This is a genomic window from Pseudomonas sp. 18.1.10 (assembly GCF_024655625.1).
Taxonomy (GTDB): Bacteria; Pseudomonadota; Gammaproteobacteria; order Pseudomonadales; family Pseudomonadaceae; genus Aquipseudomonas.
Genome location: NZ_JANLGL010000059.1, coordinates 1 through 17,094, shown reverse-complemented (window position 1 = coordinate 17,094; position 17,094 = coordinate 1). Strand labels below are relative to the sequence as shown.

Here is a 17,094-nt window from a genome sequence, read left to right as displayed (position 1 = left end):
GCCTGACGTATCGTCGGCCCCCATGGATAAATGGATAGCGTTGGTCAAAGCCAGCATGAAACACCCCAAGGTCACGCAAGCCGAGCTGGCCGAGCGCTTGGGCATGACCCAGGGCGGCGTCGGCCACTGGCTGGCAAAACGACGTGTGCCGAGCGTGGCGGATATGAACCGGGTGCTGGCGGAGCTGGGCCTGGGGTACCTCGAAGTCTCGTTGCAGATTCGCGAACGGTCCGCCGAGGAGCCTGGCACGACAAGCCACTACAACCCGTACTTCCGCTACCCGGTCAGCGATTGGAGCGGCCTATGTGAGACCCGTGAAGAGCGTGCCACCTATGGCACGCCACGTTTCGAGCTGACGGATTACCACGCCCGAGGCGAAGCCTTCTGGCTGCCGGTCACGGGTGATGCCATGACCGCCCCCAGCGGCCTGAGCATCAGCGCGGGCATGCTGATCCTGGTGGACCCGGCCATCACTGCCGAACCGGGCCAGCTGGTGGTTGCCCGATGGGCCGACAGCCCCCAGGCAACCTTTCGCCAGTTGCTGAAAGAGAGCGGCCAGCGGTACCTGGTCCCGCTCAATCCGACCTACCCGAAACAACTGCTCACCGATGATTGCCACATCCTCGGCGTGGTGGTGCAGGCCACGGCGAAGTTCTAGCCCGCCGTTTCGAGCTCCACCAGCGCGCAACCTTCGGCAACCATTTCGCCTTCCTGGCAGAACAAAGCCTTGACCACGCCAGCCTGGGGCGCACGAATGCTGTGTTCCATCTTCATCGCCTCCAGCACCACCAGTTGCGTGCCGGCGTCCACGGTTTGGCCGACTTCGACCAGCACCCGCACGATGCTGCCGTTCATCGGCGCGGTGAGGCCACCCTGGTGCGACTGGCTGGCCTCGACCGCTGCAATCGGGTCGAACAGGCTGACCGCGTGCACCTCGCCGTCCCAGCGCAGGTACAGGGTCTCGCCGCTGCGCACCGCCAGATGGGAGCGATGTACGCCCTGGCGCTCGATCCACAATTGTTCGTCGCGCAACGTCGCCGTTTCTGCCGCCAGCGTCACCAGCTGGTCCTGGCCATTACAACTCAAATGCAGCGACACCTCGGCCGGCAGCCCCGCACGAAAGCCGCGGGTGTCAGCCCAAGGCCCATCGCCCACCGGCAAGCTCTGCATAAAGGCCGCACCGGCCGCCTGCCAGAACCCATCGCTCAACGCACCCGGCGCTGGTAGCAGTTCATCCTGATAACGCGGGATAAACCCCGTATCCAATTCAGCCGCCGCAAACGCCGGATGGCCGACGATGCGTCGCAAAAAGCCCAGGTTGGTCTTGAGCCCGCCGACGGCAAACTCATCGAGCATGCTCAGCAAGCGCAGGCGCGCTTGTTCCCGGTCTTCGCCCCAGGCGATCAGCTTGCCGAGCATCGGGTCGTAGAAGGGCGACACGCTATCGCCTTGGGCCACGCCGCTGTCCACCCGTCGCCCAGGGCCTGGTGTCGATTCGCGGTACAGCGCCAGGTGCCCGGTCGCCGGCAGGAAATCATTGGCCGGGTCTTCGGCATACAGCCGCACTTCAATCGCATGGCCGATCAGCGGCACCTGCGCTTGGGTGATGGGCAACGCTTCGCCCTGGGCGACGCGAATCTGCCATGCCACCAGGTCGAGGCCGGTAATCGCCTCGGTCACCGGGTGCTCCACTTGCAGACGCGTGTTCATCTCCATGAAGAAGAATTCACCGCGCGCATCCAGCAAGAATTCCACGGTGCCGGCGCCGACATAACCGATGGCCTGGGCCGCGCGCACGGCGGCTTCGCCCATGGCCTTGCGCTGTTCAACGCTCAACCCCGGCGCTGGTGCTTCTTCCACGACCTTTTGATGGCGACGCTGGATCGAGCAGTCGCGCTCATTGAGGTACAGGCAGTGGCCGTGCTGGTCGGCAAACACCTGGATTTCCACATGGCGTGGCTTGAGCAGGTATTTCTCCACCAACATCTGCCCGTTGCCGAATGAGGACAGCGCCTCACGCTGGGCCGAGGCGAGGGCCTCGGCCAGCTGGCTGACGTCCTCGACCACCTTCATGCCCTTGCCGCCGCCGCCCGCCGTGGCCTTGAGCAACACCGGATAACCGATGCGCTCGCAGGCGTCGCGGAATGTTTCCAGGTCCTGGGCTTCACCGTGATAACCCGGCACCAACGGCACGCCGGCTGTTTCCATCAGCGCCTTGGCCGCAGATTTGCTGCCCATGGCGTCGATGGCCGAGGCGGGCGGGCCGAGGAAGATCAAGCCGGCTGCTTCAATCGCACGGGCAAAACCGGCGTTTTCCGACAGAAAACCGTAGCCTGGATGAATCGCCTGGGCACCACTGGCGTGGGCAGCGGCGATCAGTTTATCGATTTGCAGGTAACTCTCGGTGGCCTTGCTGCCGCCCAGGTCAACGCGGATATCCGCCTCGCGGCTATGCCGCGCATCGCGGTCCGTGGCGCTGTGCACGGCCACGGTGGTCAGGCCCATGGCCTTGGCGGTACGCATCACCCGGCAGGCAATTTCACCGCGATTGGCCACCAGTACGGTGGTCAGTGTGCTCATGAACGCGGCTCCTGGGACTGCCAGCTCGGCGCACGTTTTTGCAGGAACGCCCGCAGGCCTTCCTGGCCTTCGGCGCTGACGCGAATCCGCGCGATGGCATTTTCGCAATAGCGACGCAACGCCGGTGTGAGGGCGCCGTTGCCGACTTCGCGCAGCAAATCCTTGCTGGAGCGCATCGCTGCCGGGCTGTTCTGCAACAGGTTGGCGACCCACAACTCGACGTGCAGATCCAACTCGCTAAGGGGATAGCTCTCTGCCAGCAAGCCGATGTCCCGCGCCCGCTGGCCGCCGAAACGCTCGGCGGTCAGGGTATAACGCCGCGCGGCGCGTTCGCCGATGGCCTGCACCACGAACGGGCTGATCACCGCCGGGGCCAGACCAATGCGCACTTCCGACAGACAGAACTGCGCATCATCGGCACCGATCGCCATGTCGCAGCAGCTAATCAAGCCCAGCGCGCCACCGTAGGCCGCGCCTTGCACCACCGCCAGGGTGGGGATTTTCAGCTTGGCCAGGTTGTACATCAGCTCCGCCAGTTCGCGGGCGTCGTCCAGGTTGGTGTGGTAGTCCAACTCGGCCGACTGCTGCATCCAGGCCAGGTCGGCGCCGGCGCTGAAATGCTTGCCGCGCCCACGCAACAGCAAAAAGCGCAGGGAGGGATCGCCTTGCACCTGGTCGAGGGCGATGATGAGCTCGCGGATCATCTCGGCATTGAACGCGTTGTTCTTGGCTTCACGACTGAGCCACAGCGTGGCAAAGCCACGGCTGTCGGTAATCAGTTCGAGGGTGTTGAAATCGCTCATGGGGTACAGCTCCATTTACATGCGGAACACGCCGAAGCGGCTCGGCTCGATGGGGGCATTCAACGCGGCAGACAGGGCCAGGGCCAGCACGTCGCGGGTTTGCAACGGGTCGATGACACCGTCGTCCCACAGGCGCGCGCTGGAGTAGTAGGGGTGGCCCTGGGTTTCGTATTGGTCGAGGATCGGCTGCTTGATCGCGGCTTCTTCCTCGGCACTGAAGCCCACGCCTGCGCGTTCGGCCTGCTCGCGCTTGACCTGCACCAGCACACCAGCGGCCTGTTCGGCCCCCATCACGCCGATGCGCGCATTCGGCCACATCCACAAGAACCGTGGGTCATAGGCGCGGCCGCACATGCCGTAGTTACCGGCGCCAAAGCTGCCGCCGATAATCACCGTGAACTTCGGCACCTTGGCGCACGCCACGGCTGTAACCAGTTTGGCGCCGTGCTTGGCGATGCCGCCGGCTTCGTATTTCTGCCCGACCATGAAGCCGGTGATGTTCTGTAAAAACAGCAGGGGAATGCCGCGCTGGCACGCCAGCTCGATAAAGTGCGCGCCTTTTTGCGCGGCTTCGGCGAACAGGATGCCGTTGTTGGCGAGGATCGCCATCGGGTAGCCGTGCAGGTGCGCAAAACCGCACACCAGGGTGGTGCCGAACAGCGCCTTGAACTCATCGAACACCGAACCATCCACCAGCCGCGCGATCACTTCGCGCACGTCGAACGGTTGCTTGGCATCGGCCGGGATCACGCCGTACAACTCTTCGCCGCTGTACAGCGGCGCCACGGGCGTGCGTTGCAGCAACTGGCCCTGCTTGCGCCAGTTGAGGTTGGCCACGCTGCGCCGCGCCATGGCCAAGGCGTGTTCATCGCTGTCGGCATAGTGGTCGGCCACACCGGAGACCTTGCAGTGCACATCGGCGCCGCCAAGGTCTTCGGCGCTGACCACTTCACCGGTGGCGGCCTTCACCAGCGGCGGGCCGGCGAGGAAGATCGTGGCTTGCTGGCGCACCATGATCGCTTCGTCGGCCATGGCCGGCACGTAGGCGCCGCCGGCGGTGCAGGAGCCCATCACCACGGCGATCTGCGGGATGCCCTGGGCGCTCATGTTGGCCTGGTTGAAGAAGATCCGCCCGAAGTGCTCGCGGTCGGGGAACACCTCGTCCTGGCGCGGCAGGTTGGCGCCACCGGAATCCACCAGGTAGATGCACGGCAGGCGGTTCTGTTCGGCGATGGTCTGGGCGCGCAGGTGTTTTTTCACCGTGAGCGGGTAGTAGGAACCGCCTTTCACCGTGGCGTCGTTGGCGACGATCATGCATTCGACGCCCTCCACGCGGCCGATCCCGGCAATCACCCCGGCGGCGGGCACGTCTTCGCCATACACCTGGTGGGCGGCAAGCTGGCTCAGTTCGAGGAACGGCGAGCCCGGGTCGAGCAGGCGGTTGATGCGCTCACGGGGCAGCAGTTTGCCGCGTGAGGTGTGGCGCTCCTGGGCTTTCGCGCCGCCGCCTTGTTGGACGTGGGCGAGCAGGGTGTGCAGGGCATCGACCTGTTGGCGCATCGCCGCGCTGTTGGCGGCGAACTCCGCCGAACGCGGGTTGAGCTGGGTATGCAAGGTGGCCATGGCGCGTTCCCTCAGCGGGTTTCGTTGAAGAGTTCGCGACCGATCAGCATCCGGCGAATCTCACTGGTGCCGGCGCCGATTTCATACAGCTTGGCGTCGCGCAGCAGGCGGCCGGCGGGGAATTCATTGATGTAGCCATTGCCGCCGAGGATCTGGATCGCGTCGAGGGCCATTTGCGTGGCACGTTCGGCGCTGTAGAGGATCACGCCAGCGGCGTCCTTGCGCGTGGTCTCGCCGCGCTCGCACGCCTGGGCCACCGCGTAGAGGTAGGCGCGGCTGGCGTTGAGTTGGGTGTACATGTCGGCGACCTTGCCCTGGATCAGCTGGAATTCGCCGATGCTTTGGCCGAACTGCTTGCGGTCGTGGATGTAGGGCACGATCAGGTCCATGCAGGCTTGCATGATCCCGGTGGGGCCGCCGGAAAGGACCACGCGCTCGTAGTCCAAGCCGCTCATCAGCACTTTCACGCCGCCGTTGAGCACGCCGAGGATGTTTTCTTCCGGCACCTCCACGTCATCGAAAAACAGTTCGCAGGTGTTGGAGCCGCGCATGCCCAGCTTGTCGAACTTGCTGCTGCGGCTGAAGCCTTTCCAGTCCCGTTCGACGATAAATGCGGTGATGCCGTGGGCGCCCTTTTCCAGGTCGGTCTTGGCGTAGATCACGTAGGTGTTGGCGTCGGGGCCGTTGGTGATCCAGGTCTTGCTGCCGTTGAGCACGTAGTGGGCGCCGCGCTTGTCGGCGCGCAGTTTCATCGAGACCACATCGGAGCCGGCATTCGGCTCGCTCATGGCGAGGGCGCCAACGTGTTCGCCGCTGAGCAGTTGGGGCAGGTACTTGAGTTTTTGCGCGTGGTTGCCGTTGCGGTTGATCTGGTTCACACACAGGTTGGAATGGGCGCCGTAGGACAAAGCTACCGACGCTGAGCCCCGGCTGATCTCTTCCATCGCCACCACGTGCGCCAGGTAACCCAGGCCCGCGCCGCCGTATTCTTCCGGCACCGTAATGCCGAGCAGACCCATGTCGCCGAACTTGCGCCACAGGTCGGCGGGGAACAGGTTGTCGCTGTCGATTTGCGCGGCGCGGGGGGCGATTTCCTTGGCTACAAAGGACTGCACCTGATCGCGCAGCATGTCGATGGTTTCGCCGAGGGCGAAGTTCAGGGACGGGTAACTCATGGACAGGCACCTTAATGTGAGCTTTGTTTTTGTGTGGGCTGAACGTCGGGGGAGGGCGTTCACCTTTACGTTAACGTAAGCTTGCGTTACGGCGCTGTCAATCGTAGTTTACGTTTACGTCAACCTACAAAAAAGACAATAGGGGTCGTTATGGAACAACCGAATCAGAGCTACAGCCGTGGCGCTCAGGACAAGACCTTGCTGGCCATGACGATTGGCCAGGCGTTCGATCACACCGCTGCGCAATACCCGGAAGGCGAAGCCCTGGTGGTGCGCCATCAACAACGTCGCTACACCTGGCGGCAACTGGCCGAGACCGTTGACCTGCACGCCCGCGCCTTCCTTGCCCTGGGCATGCAGGCCGGTGATCGCCTGGGCATCTGGGCCCCCAACTGCGCCGAGTGGTGCATCAGTCAGATCGCCAGCGCCAAGCTGGGCGTGATCCTGGTCAACATCAACCCGGCCTATCGCAGCAGCGAATTGGACTACGTGCTCAAGCAGTCCGGTTGCCAGTGGCTGGTGTGCGCCGGGGCGTTCAAGACCTCCGATTATCACGCGATGGTGCAGGCGTTGAAGCCGGACCTGCGCGGCCTCATCAGCCTCGACCCCAGCCCGCCGCCCGGCTTCATGCCCTGGTCGCAACTGGCGGCCCTCGGCGCCGGCGTCCCGCCCGAGCAACTGCACAGCCGCCAGGCCAGCCTGCATTTCGATCAGCCCGTCAACATCCAGTACACCTCCGGCACCACCGGTTTTCCCAAGGGCGCCACCCTCAGTCACCACAATATTCTCAATAACGGTTACATGGTCGGCGAAAGCCTTGGCCTGACTGCGCAGGACCGCCTGGTGATCCCGGTGCCGCTGTATCACTGCTTCGGCATGGTGATGGGCAACCTCGGCTGCATCACCCACGGCACCACGATGATCTACCCCAATGATGGCTTCGACCCGTTGCTGACCCTCACTACGGTGGCTGAAGAACGCGCCACCGGTCTCTACGGCGTGCCCACCATGTTTATCGCCGTGCTCGATCACCCGCGCCGGGGCGAGTTCGACCTGGCCAGCCTGCGCACCGGCATCATGGCCGGCGCCACGTGCCCCATCGAAGTGATGCGCCGGGTTATCAGCGAATTGCACATGGGCGAAGTGCAGATCGCCTACGGCATGACCGAAACCAGCCCGGTGTCGTTGCAGACCGGCGCCACTGACGACCTGGAGCGCCGCGTGACCACGGTCGGGCGCACCCAGCCACAATTGGAAAACAAGATCATCGACGTCGACGGCAACACGGTTGCCCGTGGTGAAATCGGCGAGCTGTGTACCCGTGGCTACAGCGTGATGCTCGGCTACTGGAACAACCCCGAAGGCACCCGCGAGGCCATCGACGACGCCGGCTGGATGCACACCGGCGACCTGGCGAGCATGGACGCGCACGGCTACGTGTGCATCGCCGGGCGCAACAAGGACATGATCATTCGCGGCGGCGAGAACGTTTATCCGCGGGAGCTGGAGGAGTTTTTCTTTACCCACCCGGCGGTGGCGGATGTGCAGGTCATCGGCATTCCCGATGAGCGTTATGGCGAAGAGATCGTCGCCTGGGTCAAGTTTCACCCCGGTCAGGTGGCCAATGCCCTGGAGCTGCAAACCTGGTGCAAGGGGCGCATTGCACACTTCAAGACGCCCAGGCATTTCAAGTTTGTGGAGGAGTTTCCGATGACGGTGACGGGCAAGATCCAGAAATTCCGCATGCGCGAAATTTCGATTGAGGAATTGCAAACCCACTCTCAATAACACCGTGGGCTTAGGTGGGAGCTGGCTTGCCTGCGATAGCGGTCTGTCAGTCAATGCAGCTGTGCCTGATACACCGCCATCGCAGGCAAGCCAGCTCCCACATTGAATTGCAGTGTGCCATGACAATTGCTGAATCGCAGAAAGCACAAAGGGGACCCAAAGGTCCCCTTTAATTTGTCGTTGCGTGCTCTTTTTTTATTATTGAGGGGCGGTCTATTGTTGTTTTTGGCAACCGTTACCCTTTACCGCTGTTTTTGGCGACCCCCATCCGGGGTCAAGAGCAAACGTATTTTTTTGAACGCTGATCTGCTTCTTCGCACGCGATCCAACCAGTGGGTAGCTACCTGAGGTAGTTTTATTTTTCTCTACTGGTCGCGGGTTTCGGCATTGCCGTTCCCTGCGAAGCACATCTTCTCCAAAAAAATCTGTTAGCTGCGTCTCTGCCGTGTTGTTTTTGTTATGTCAGAGTCGTTTCGTCTTATTTTTATTAGGTTTGGCGCTTTTTATTCTTGTTATGCCATAGAGATAGCAGAAGCCGTGCCAACTTTTAAAAGGCCTTTAAAATCAATGGTTTGATTTTTGTGTGGGTGGTTGCCTACGGCAAATGCGACAAAATATGTTCCCGTGTTACTCGATGTGTAGGCGGGCGGTAACACATTGTCACGGCTATGCTACTCAACCGGCGTTACGCGCCTTGGCCACGCGCGACCCTGTTGGCCGACCGAGCACGTGGCTGATTTGCTCACCCGCGCGGATCAAGGCTTCCAGGTCGATACCGGTTTCGATGCCCAGGCCGTTGAGCAGGTACAGCACATCTTCGCTCGCCACGTTACCGCTGGCGCCCTTGGCGTAAGGGCAGCCGCCGAGGCCCGCGATAGAGCTGTCGAACACGGTGATGCCCTCCAGCAGGCTGGCGTAGATATTCGCCACGGCCTGGCCGTAGGTGTCGTGGAAGTGCCCCGCGAGCTTGTCCCGTGGCACCTGCGCACCGACCACTTCGAACAGCCGCCGTGTCGCGCCCGCCGTGCCGGTGCCGATGGTGTCGCCCAAGGACACTTCATAGCAGCCCATGGCATACAACTCCCGCGCCACTGCCGCCACCTGCTCCGGGGCGACCTGGCCTTCGTAAGGGCAACCCAGCACACAGGACACATACCCGCGCACACTGATCCCATGGTGTTTGGCCGCCGCCATGATCGGCGCAAAGCGTTCCAGGCTTTCGCTGATGGAGCAGTTGATATTGCGCTGGGAAAACGCTTCGGACGCCGCCGCAAACACCGCCACTTCCTTGACCCCGGCAGCCAACGCATCCTCGAAACCGCGCAGGTTCGGCGCCAGTGCGCCATAGGTCACCCCCGGCTTGCGCTGGATCTGCGCGAACACCTCGGCCGACCCGGCCATCTGCGGCACCCATTTGGGCGAGACAAAGCTACCGACTTCGATATAGCTCAAGCCAGCCGCACTGAGGGCGTCCACCAGCCGGACCTTGTCGGCCACGCTGATGGGCTGGGCTTCATTCTGCAAACCGTCGCGCGGCCCGACTTCCACCAGGCGTACATGGGAGGGGAGGGACATGGCAGCTACCTTCTGATTAATGGCCAACCTGGCTCATGGTGTGGGCCAGGGCCTGGGTGCAGCGCTCTTCGGCGGTGTCCAGTTCCAGTTTCATCTGTTCGATGTCCAGCAGTTGCTGTTCCAACTGCTCACGGCGCTCGGCGATTTTGCTGAGCATGCTGTTGAGTTGGATGTGGTTGCCGCTGGTGGGGTCGTAGAGTTCGATCAGCTCGCGGCATTCGGCCAGGGAGAAACCGATGCGCTTGCCGCGCAGGATCAGCTTGAGGCTGACCTTGTCCCGCGCCGAGTAGATGCGCTCCTGGCCCCGGCGTTCCGGGGCCAGCAGGCCTTGTTCTTCGTAGAAGCGAATGGCGCGGGTGGTGATGTCGAGCTCGCGGGCGAGGTCGGAGATGCTGTAGGTGGTGCTCATGCTAGTGCCCGAGAAGATGTCGTGGGCGTTAAGCTAATGGCTGGTTGACGTTAACGTCAAGCTTGCTTGCCATCCAGTTTCTTCTCATGCGCCGTAACCTGCTGGCACAACTCGATCATCTGCTCACGCATCCACCGGTTCGCCGGGTCCTGATCCGTGCTTTCGTGCCAGTACAGGTGGGTTTCCACCGGCGGCACGTCGTTGACCGGTAGGTTGAACCAGTGCAGTTCATGGCGGCGGGCAAAACGCTCGGGCACGGTCATCACCATGTCGGTCTGCTGCAACACTTGCGAGGCCATCAGGTAGTGCTGGGAGCGCAGGGCGATCTTGCGTTGCAGGCCCATCTTGCCCAGCGCCAGGTCGACATGGCCCAAACCGTTGCGGCGGCTGGAGATATGAATGTGGGTCAGGCCCAGGTAATCATCCAGCGTGAGCTTATCCTTGCCCGCCAGCGGATGGCCCTTGCGCATGGCGCACACGTAGCGGTCTTCCATCAGCTTGACGTGGCGCACCTGCGGGTCGGTGTTGAGCGGCGCATCCACGGCAAAGTCCAGGCGCCCGGCGGCGAGTTCCTTGGTGGTTTCACGGCGCTTGGACAGGAAGCTCTCGATCACCACCGTCGGCGCGAGGCGGCGCAGGCGTTGGAACAACGCCGGCAATATCACCGCTTCCGTGAGGTCGGTCATGCTGATGCGGTAGGTCTTCGCCGCCTGCTGCGGGTTGAAGATGCGGCTTTCCTGCACCGACACCCGCAGCAACGACAGCGCGTTACGCACCGGGCCGATGATGTTCTGCGCCATCGGCGTGGGCACCATGCCTTGGGCAGTGCGCACGAACAGCGGGTCGTTGAAGGTTTCGCGCAGGCGCGCCAACGCGTTGGACACCGCCGGCTGGGTAATGCCGACAATCTGCCCGGCGCGGGTCAGGTTGGCTTCGGTGTAGATCGCGTCGAAGACGATAAACAGGTTGAGGTCGACCTTGCTCAGATTCATGTGCGAAGCGCTCTTATTGTTAGGTGGCGATAGGCCGATCATATATCGGTGATGAATGTTAATACACGCCGAGAATAGGCTAGGTAAATTATCAACGCTGTTCTAGCATCGATTGCATGACCTAAACAACCTCTCAGAGAAGGGAGCTGCTCATGGATTTCGCCTATTCGCCCAAGGTTCAGGAACTGCGTGAACGCGTCACCGCGTTTATGGACACTTACGTCTACCCGGCCGAGCCGGTGTTCGAACGCCAGGTCAACGAAGGTGACCGCTGGCAGCCCACCGCGATCATGGAAGAGCTGAAGGCCAAGGCTAAAGCCGAAGGCCTGTGGAACCTGTTCCTGCCGGAATCCGAGCTGGGTGCCGGCCTGACCAACCTCGAATACGCGCCATTGGCAGAAATCATGGGCCGCTCGTTGCTGGGCCCGGAGCCGTTCAACTGCTCCGCCCCCGACACCGGCAATATGGAAGTGTTGGTGCGCTACGCCAACGCCGAGCAGAAACAGCGCTGGCTTGAGCCGCTGCTACGCGGCGAGATCCGCTCCGCGTTCGCCATGACCGAACCGGACGTCGCATCCTCCGACGCCACCAACATGGCCGCCCGCGCCGAGCGTCAGGGCGACGAATGGGTAATCAACGGCAAGAAGTGGTGGACCTCCGGCGCCTGCGACCCGCGCTGCAAGATCCTGATCTTCATGGGCCTGAGCAACCCCGACGCACCGCGCCACCAGCAGCACTCGATGATCCTGGTGCCGGTGGATGCCCCCGGGGTGAAAATCGTCCGTCCGCTACCGGTATTCGGCTACGACGACGCGCCCCACGGCCACGCCGAAGTGTTCTTCGACAACGTACGTGTGCCGTACGAAAACGTCCTGCTCGGTGAAGGCCGCGGCTTCGAAATCGCCCAAGGCCGCCTTGGCCCAGGCCGCATCCACCACTGCATGCGCTCCATCGGCATGGCCGAGCGTGCGCTGGAACTGATGTGCAAACGCGCCGTCAGCCGTACCGCGTTCGGCAAGCCGCTGGCACGCCTGGGCGGCAATATCGACAAGATCGCCGACTCGCGCATGGAGATCGACATGGCGCGCCTGCTGACCCTGAAAGCGGCATACATGATGGACACCGTGGGCAACAAAGTGGCGAAAAGCGAAATCGCCCAGATCAAGGTCGTGGCGCCGAACGTGGCGTTGAAGGTGATCGACCGCGCGATCCAGATCCACGGCGGCGCCGGGGTGTCCAACGACTTCCCGCTGGCCTACATGTACGCCATGCAACGCACCCTGCGCCTGGCCGATGGCCCGGATGAAGTGCACCGGGCGGCGATTGGCAAATTTGAGATTGGCAAGTATGTGCCTCGGGAGTTGATGCGTAGCGGGCAATAAGTCGGACCGCGTCGCCTGCATTCGCGGGCAAGCCCGCTCCCACACTTTGATTTTCATCGATCTTCCATCTGTATTCCAAAGCGCGTCACCAGTGCCTTGCGGCCCTTGGGCGTGAGCCCCAGCGCGCGGCTATCCAGGTCCTGAATCACCCACTCCTTGCAGATCGCGCTGTGCAGCAGCGCCGCGCCCAACGCGCCGGCCAGGTGGGGGCGACGCATGCTCCAGTCCAGGCAGCCACAGGCAAAACGCCGGCGTTGCGCATGCAGTGCAGGGAGATCAATCCCGAGTTCAAGCATGGCTGTTTCCCCGGCGGGGCTGAGCTGGTAAGTCCCTTCGCCCGTCAGCCAGCCGGCCGCGATGAAGTGGTCGTGCAACTGCACCGCCAGCGTCCCGGCCATGTGGTCATAACAGGTGCGCGCAAATTGCAGGCGACTTGGCGTGTTCGGCACAAACGCCTTGGCGCTCTGGCGACTTATCACCATCAACCCTTCAATGGCCTGGGCAATGTGCGGGCCCGCGAGGCTGTAGTAGCGATGGCGCCCCTGGGTGTGGAGCTGGATTAGCCCGTCGTCCTTGAGCCGCGCCAGATGGGCGCTGGCGGTGGACGCACTGACCTGGGCAATCGCCGCCATTTCGGTGCTCGTGCGCGCGTGGCCGTCCATCAGCGCACAGAGCATTTTCGTACGTGCAGGTTCGGCAATCGCGCCGGCGACTTGTGAGAGGGCGGCGTCTTCGTCGTGGCCGTTCATATTTCGTTCCTGAGCGAATCGTTGCCGTGCGGGAGGGCAGATAGTAACGGTTCTTCATGAGAACAGGATGTGCTGAATGACACCGCTGCAAGCTGCGACCCATGCTGATCCCTACCCTTACTACGCCGATTTGCGGCGCAATGACGGCTTGCTGTTCGACGCCGAGCTAGGGCTGTGGATCGCCAGCCGCGCGACGACCGTCGAAGCGGTGTTGGCCCATCCCGCCTGCCGCGTACGGCCCCTGCATGAGCCGGTGCCGGCGGCCATCGCGCAACGCGCCGCAGGCGACGTGTTTGCGCAGCTGATGCGCATGAACGAAGGCGCTGCCCATCGCTGCCCACGGGCCGCCATCGAGCCCGCGCTTGCGGGTGTGAGCGCACAGCAGGTTGCAGGCGCCGTGCAGCACCTCAGCGCTGATGCCACTCAGTTGGACGACTGGATGTTCCGCTTGCCGGTCTCGGTGATCGCCCATTTGCTCGGCGTGCCCGGCGAACAATTGAGCAGGGTCGCCGAGTTGGCGCGGGATTTTGTCGCCTGCCTATCGCCCTTGAGTGACGAAGCGCAACTGCGCAACGCCGATCTCGGCGCTTCGCAGTTGCGGCAGATGTTCAGCGATGTGCTTGCAGAAACAGCACTGCTGGCCGCAATCCGCGGCGGCGAATGGGCGGGCGCAGACGTGCTGAATGCCAACCTGATCGGCCTGTTGTCACAGACCTGCGAAGCCACCGCTGGCCTGATCGGCAATACGCTGGTGACGCTCGCTCGGCGGCCCGACCTGCTGGAGCAGGTGCAACGCACGCCGACACTGGCGATGGCGCTGGTGGAAGAGGTGGCACGTTACGACGCCCCGGTGCAAAACACCCGGCGATTTGTCGCGCAGCGCTGCACGATAGCCGGTCAAGTCCTGGAAGTGGGCGATACGATTCTGGTCCTTCTGGCGTCGGCCAACCGGGACGGAGATGCACACCCGGAGCCCGACCGCTTTCTGCTTGAACGCCCGCAGCGAAGAACCTTCAGCTTTGGTGTGGGCCGGCATCATTGCCCCGGCCAGCAACTCGCGCTGACCCTTGCTTCACAGGTGATTCTGGCGTTGTTGCAGCGCCAGCCGGTCTTGCCTGTGCCGTTCACCTATTGGCCGTCACTGAACGGGCGGATTCCCAGGTTTCACCACGCAGCGCCAGGCCTGCACGTTGTGAACGGGTAGTTTTCAACATCCAGCAAAACAGCCGTCAGTCAGCCTTGCGTATTTTGTGCTTGAGTAAATATAACTCTAGGGTTACTTTCTTTCAGGCCAAGCCAAGGAGGCTGCGGTGCAAAGCAGGTTATTGATCAAGGAACTGCAGGAGGCAGGTTGGGTGTTGGATCGGGTCACGGGCAGCCATCATATTTTTACCCATCGCTATAACCCGTACACGATCCCGGTGCCTCACCCCAAGAAGGACCTGCCGTTGGGCACCGTGAGAAGCATCAGGAAACGCGCCGGCTTGTTTGAGTTTTAAGGAGAGCATTCATGCAATACCCAATCTGTATCGAATGGGGCGATGACTTCACCGCCACCGGTATTCAGATCCCCGATATTCCGGGCGCCGTCACGGCCGGGGACAGTTTTGAAGAGGCGTACAACGCGGCCGTGGAAGTTGCCCACATCATGCTGCAGGAGATCGCCGCCGAGGGCGGGCCGATTCCGATGCCCACCTCGGTGGCCAATCATCACGCCCATGAAGACTATGCCGGCATGGGCTGGGGCATGTTGGAGCTGGATATCTCGCCCTATCTGGGCAAGACCGAGAAGGTCAATGTGACGTTGCCCGGTTATGTCATCCAGCGTATCGACCGCTATGTGCGTGAGCACAAGGTCAAAAGCCGCTCGTCATTCCTGGCGGATGCGGCCTTGGAGAAGTTGGTGCGCTCCTGAGGTTGGCCCTGTGGGAGCTGGCTTGCTTTACACGGCTACCGGGGCAGCCTCGCGGGGCACACTCAAGAACCGCAACAACGCCACCAGCGGGAACGCGCTGCCCACCAGCATCACCCCCAGCCAGCCGCCGTGTTCGTACACGCTGCTGGCAATCGCCGAGCCGAAGGCGCCGCCGATGAAGATGCTGGTCATGTACAGCGCGTTCAGGCGGCTGCGGCTGTTGGCGTCGAGGGCGTAGATCGCGCGTTGGCCGAGGACCATGTTCATCTGCACGCAGAAGTCCAGCACCACCCCGGTGACGGCCAGGCCGATCACGCTGTACAGCGGGTGGACAAAGGCCGGCAGGAAGCTCAACGCGGCAAACAGCATGGCCAGCAGCGAAGCGCGGTGGGTGTGGCCCGCATCCGCCAGGCGGCCGGCGATGGGCGCGGCGATGGCGCCCAGGGCACCGACCAGGGCAAACAGGGCGATTTCGCTTTGGCTCAGGCCGTGATTGCGCGCCAGTTCCAGCGGCGCGGCGGTCCAGAACAGGCTGAAGGTGGCGAACATGCCACCCTGGTAGAACGCCCGTTGGCGCAGTACCGGCTGCTTGCGCAGCAGGGTGCCGAGGGAGCGCAGCAGTTGGCCGTAGGTGGCGCTGTGGTCCGGCTGGCGTTTGGGGATGGTAATCAGCAGGACCACGCTGATAAATACCATCAGCCCAGCGGCGGCCATGAACATCGCGCGCCAGCCGAAGTGGTCGGCCACGACGCTGGACACCGGCCGCGCCAGCAGGATGCCGAGCAACAGGCCGCCCATGATGCTGCCGACTACCCGCCCACGGGACTCGGCGGGCGCCAGGTGCGCGGCCAGCGGGATGAGGATCTGCACCGATACCGAGCTGAAGCCGATCAGCAGCGACACCAGCAGGAACAGGTTCGGCTGCTGGATAAACGCCGCACCGAGCAGGCTGGCGATGGCGAGTACGGTGGTGCCGATCATCAGCTTGCGGTTTTCCAGCAAGTCGCCCAGGGGCACGAGGAAAAACAGGCCGAGGGCGTAGCCGATTTGCGTCAGCGATACGATCAGGCTGGCCATGGCCGGTGTGAGGCCAATGTCCGGGGCGATCAGCTCGATGATCGGCTGCGCGTAGTAGATGTTGGCAACGATGGCGCCGCAGCAGAACGCAAACAGCATCACCATCCCGCGGGTCATCGTGCTTGAAGCGTGTGGAGTGGCGTTCATGGTGGTCTCATAAAAGCGAAGGAAGATGGCGTGCGAGAGTAAAGACAAGGCCCTTTGGGCAGAAGGCTGCTGGCGGTGATAACACTCATGCCGCAAATTAATGACTGAATCGTTAACTTTTGCCGCGAACGGCGATGATACATTCAGACACAACTGCCGAAACAGGAAATCCCATGAAGATCACGCTGAACAAGATGCTCCTGGCTTCAACCCTCGCCGCCGCCATGGCCGTGGGCCTGGCCCACGCTGGCGAAGCGCCGCGCGTGGGCGTGCGCGGTGCCATCACCGCCATCGACGGCGACGCGATGCACGTCAAGGTCAACAGCGGTGAAGATGTCACCGTACTGTTGACCCCAGCTACTCAAGTGCGCGCCGTCACCTTGGCCAAGATCGACGAGATCCAGCCCGGCAGCTACATCGGCTCCGCCGCCATGCCCAACGCCGACGGCAGCCTGACCGCGCTGGAAGTGCACGTATTCCCACCGGCCATGGCCGGCACCGGCGACGGGCATCGGGCGTTCGACTTGAAGGAAGGCAGCAGCATGACCAACGGCACCGTGGGTGACCTGGTGGTGAGCAACGGGCGCACGCTGACGGTGAAGTACAAGGGCGGCGAGCAGAAGATCGTGGTGCCGGAGGATGTGCCGATCGTTAACCTGGAGCCGGGGGATCGCAGCTTGTTGAAGGCGGGGGTGAAGGTGGTGTTGTTTGCGGCGAAAGGGGCGGATGGGACGATTACGGCGCAGGCCATCTCTGCCGGCAAGGATGGCGTGACACCACCGATGTAAGGTCTGGCGCAGAACCCAATGTGGGAGCGGGCTTGCTCGCGAATGCGGTGTGTCAGTCAATAGATTCATTGGCTGATCCACCGCATTCGCG

The 17,094-nt window shown here is 62.7% G+C and carries 16 protein-coding genes; 7 read left to right on the top strand and 9 right to left on the bottom strand.

What is annotated here, in order from left to right:
• The first annotated feature begins 22 nt into the window (after positions 1-22).
• Positions 23-658, top strand: coding sequence for a LexA family transcriptional regulator (locus NUV89_RS12785; protein WP_257781609.1), 636 nt, complete (start codon positions 23-25; stop codon positions 656-658).
• Here the strand turns inward: NUV89_RS12785 and NUV89_RS12780 are convergent.
• The 4 genes from NUV89_RS12780 to NUV89_RS12765 are packed head-to-tail and all read right to left on the bottom strand — an operon-like array spanning position 655 to position 6,181.
• Positions 655-2,580, bottom strand: coding sequence for an acetyl/propionyl/methylcrotonyl-CoA carboxylase subunit alpha (locus tag NUV89_RS12780; protein ID WP_257781608.1), 1,926 nt, complete (start codon positions 2,578-2,580; stop codon positions 655-657). The two genes, NUV89_RS12785 and NUV89_RS12780, sit on opposite strands and share 4 nt — an antisense overlap.
• Positions 2,577-3,383, bottom strand: a complete 807-nt coding sequence (locus NUV89_RS12775; RefSeq protein ID WP_257781607.1) for a gamma-carboxygeranoyl-CoA hydratase — start codon at positions 3,381-3,383, stop codon at positions 2,577-2,579. The genes NUV89_RS12780 and NUV89_RS12775 overlap by 4 nt, the downstream gene beginning before the upstream one ends.
• Positions 3,384-3,398: 15 nt before the next feature.
• The gene (locus NUV89_RS12770) at positions 3,399-5,006 is read right to left on the bottom strand and encodes a carboxyl transferase domain-containing protein (RefSeq protein ID WP_257781606.1); all 1,608 of its coding nucleotides are present in this window, start codon (positions 5,004-5,006) and stop codon (positions 3,399-3,401) included.
• Between the two features lie 11 nt (positions 5,007-5,017).
• Entirely contained in the window at positions 5,018-6,181 is a 1,164-nt protein-coding gene (locus tag NUV89_RS12765) for an isovaleryl-CoA dehydrogenase (RefSeq protein ID WP_257781605.1), read from the bottom strand.
• 150 nt (positions 6,182-6,331) lie between these two features.
• Here NUV89_RS12765 and NUV89_RS12760 point away from each other — a divergent pair, with 150 nt between their 5' ends.
• Positions 6,332-7,969 (top strand): AMP-binding protein, encoded by a 1,638-nt coding sequence (locus NUV89_RS12760; protein ID WP_257781604.1) that lies wholly within the window; start codon positions 6,332-6,334, stop codon positions 7,967-7,969.
• Positions 7,970-8,644: 675 nt separating this feature from the next.
• Here NUV89_RS12760 and NUV89_RS12755 read toward each other — a convergent pair.
• From NUV89_RS12755 to NUV89_RS12745, 3 genes are read right to left on the bottom strand one after another with little or no spacing between them, the layout of a single operon-like run.
• Entirely contained in the window at positions 8,645-9,544 is a 900-nt protein-coding gene (locus tag NUV89_RS12755) for a hydroxymethylglutaryl-CoA lyase (RefSeq protein ID WP_257781603.1), read from the bottom strand.
• 16 nt (positions 9,545-9,560) lie between these two features.
• Complete coding sequence (locus NUV89_RS12750) at positions 9,561-9,953, bottom strand: MerR family DNA-binding transcriptional regulator (protein WP_017737716.1); 393 nt, start codon at positions 9,951-9,953, stop codon at positions 9,561-9,563.
• A 56-nt stretch (positions 9,954-10,009) separates the two neighbouring features.
• The gene (locus NUV89_RS12745; RefSeq protein WP_017737717.1) at positions 10,010-10,945 is read right to left on the bottom strand and encodes a LysR family transcriptional regulator; all 936 of its coding nucleotides are present in this window, start codon (positions 10,943-10,945) and stop codon (positions 10,010-10,012) included.
• Positions 10,946-11,097: 152 nt separating this feature from the next.
• Between NUV89_RS12745 and NUV89_RS12740 the strand changes: the two genes are divergently transcribed.
• Positions 11,098-12,327: an acyl-CoA dehydrogenase gene (locus NUV89_RS12740; protein WP_257781602.1), complete on the top strand. Its 1,230-nt coding sequence runs from the start codon at positions 11,098-11,100 to the stop codon at positions 12,325-12,327.
• 53 nt (positions 12,328-12,380) lie between these two features.
• Here the strand turns inward: NUV89_RS12740 and NUV89_RS12735 are convergent, their stop codons facing one another.
• Complete coding sequence (locus tag NUV89_RS12735) at positions 12,381-13,076, bottom strand: helix-turn-helix transcriptional regulator (RefSeq protein ID WP_257781601.1); 696 nt, start codon at positions 13,074-13,076, stop codon at positions 12,381-12,383.
• 76 nt (positions 13,077-13,152) lie between these two features.
• Here NUV89_RS12735 and NUV89_RS12730 point away from each other — a divergent pair, with 76 nt between their 5' ends.
• The 3 genes from NUV89_RS12730 to NUV89_RS12720 all read left to right on the top strand — a co-directional run bounded on the left by NUV89_RS12730 (position 13,153) and on the right by NUV89_RS12720 (position 14,991).
• Entirely contained in the window at positions 13,153-14,280 is a 1,128-nt protein-coding gene (locus NUV89_RS12730) for a cytochrome P450 (RefSeq protein ID WP_257781600.1), read from the top strand.
• A 106-nt stretch (positions 14,281-14,386) separates the two neighbouring features.
• Positions 14,387-14,575 (top strand): type II toxin-antitoxin system HicA family toxin, encoded by a 189-nt coding sequence (locus tag NUV89_RS12725; RefSeq protein ID WP_026136468.1) that lies wholly within the window; start codon positions 14,387-14,389, stop codon positions 14,573-14,575.
• An 11-nt stretch (positions 14,576-14,586) separates the two neighbouring features.
• On the top strand, positions 14,587-14,991 hold the full coding sequence (locus NUV89_RS12720) for a type II toxin-antitoxin system HicB family antitoxin (RefSeq protein WP_016978509.1): 405 nt from the start codon (positions 14,587-14,589) through the stop codon (positions 14,989-14,991).
• A 27-nt stretch (positions 14,992-15,018) separates the two neighbouring features.
• On the opposite strand, the gene NUV89_RS12715 is transcribed toward NUV89_RS12720, so the two are convergent.
• On the bottom strand, positions 15,019-16,215 hold the full coding sequence (locus NUV89_RS12715; protein WP_257781599.1) for an MFS transporter: 1,197 nt from the start codon (positions 16,213-16,215) through the stop codon (positions 15,019-15,021).
• A 173-nt stretch (positions 16,216-16,388) separates the two neighbouring features.
• Here NUV89_RS12715 and NUV89_RS12710 point away from each other — a divergent pair, with 173 nt between their 5' ends.
• Positions 16,389-17,003, top strand: a complete 615-nt coding sequence (locus NUV89_RS12710; RefSeq protein ID WP_257781598.1) for a DUF5666 domain-containing protein — start codon at positions 16,389-16,391, stop codon at positions 17,001-17,003.
• The last annotated feature ends 91 nt before the right edge of the window (positions 17,004-17,094 follow it).

Bases quoted from the DNA above. Each gene is read 5' to 3' on its own strand.
- NUV89_RS12785 (WP_257781609.1), top strand. From the start codon at position 23: ATGGATAAATGGATAGCGTTGGTCAAAGCCAGCATGAAACACCCCAAG.
- NUV89_RS12780 (WP_257781608.1), bottom strand. From the start codon at position 2,580: ATGAGCACACTGACCACCGTACTGGTGGCCAATCGCGGTGAAATTGCC.
- NUV89_RS12775 (WP_257781607.1), bottom strand. From the start codon at position 3,383: ATGAGCGATTTCAACACCCTCGAACTGATTACCGACAGCCGTGGCTTT.
- NUV89_RS12770 (WP_257781606.1), bottom strand. From the start codon at position 5,006: ATGGCCACCTTGCATACCCAGCTCAACCCGCGTTCGGCGGAGTTCGCC.
- NUV89_RS12765 (WP_257781605.1), bottom strand. From the start codon at position 6,181: ATGAGTTACCCGTCCCTGAACTTCGCCCTCGGCGAAACCATCGACATG.
- NUV89_RS12760 (WP_257781604.1), top strand. From the start codon at position 6,332: ATGGAACAACCGAATCAGAGCTACAGCCGTGGCGCTCAGGACAAGACC.
- NUV89_RS12755 (WP_257781603.1), bottom strand. From the start codon at position 9,544: ATGTCCCTCCCCTCCCATGTACGCCTGGTGGAAGTCGGGCCGCGCGAC.
- NUV89_RS12750 (WP_017737716.1), bottom strand. From the start codon at position 9,953: ATGAGCACCACCTACAGCATCTCCGACCTCGCCCGCGAGCTCGACATC.
- NUV89_RS12745 (WP_017737717.1), bottom strand. From the start codon at position 10,945: ATGAATCTGAGCAAGGTCGACCTCAACCTGTTTATCGTCTTCGACGCG.
- NUV89_RS12740 (WP_257781602.1), top strand. From the start codon at position 11,098: ATGGATTTCGCCTATTCGCCCAAGGTTCAGGAACTGCGTGAACGCGTC.
- NUV89_RS12735 (WP_257781601.1), bottom strand. From the start codon at position 13,076: ATGAACGGCCACGACGAAGACGCCGCCCTCTCACAAGTCGCCGGCGCG.
- NUV89_RS12730 (WP_257781600.1), top strand. From the start codon at position 13,153: ATGACACCGCTGCAAGCTGCGACCCATGCTGATCCCTACCCTTACTAC.
- NUV89_RS12720 (WP_016978509.1), top strand. From the start codon at position 14,587: ATGCAATACCCAATCTGTATCGAATGGGGCGATGACTTCACCGCCACC.
- NUV89_RS12715 (WP_257781599.1), bottom strand. From the start codon at position 16,215: ATGAACGCCACTCCACACGCTTCAAGCACGATGACCCGCGGGATGGTG.
- NUV89_RS12710 (WP_257781598.1), top strand. From the start codon at position 16,389: ATGAAGATCACGCTGAACAAGATGCTCCTGGCTTCAACCCTCGCCGCC.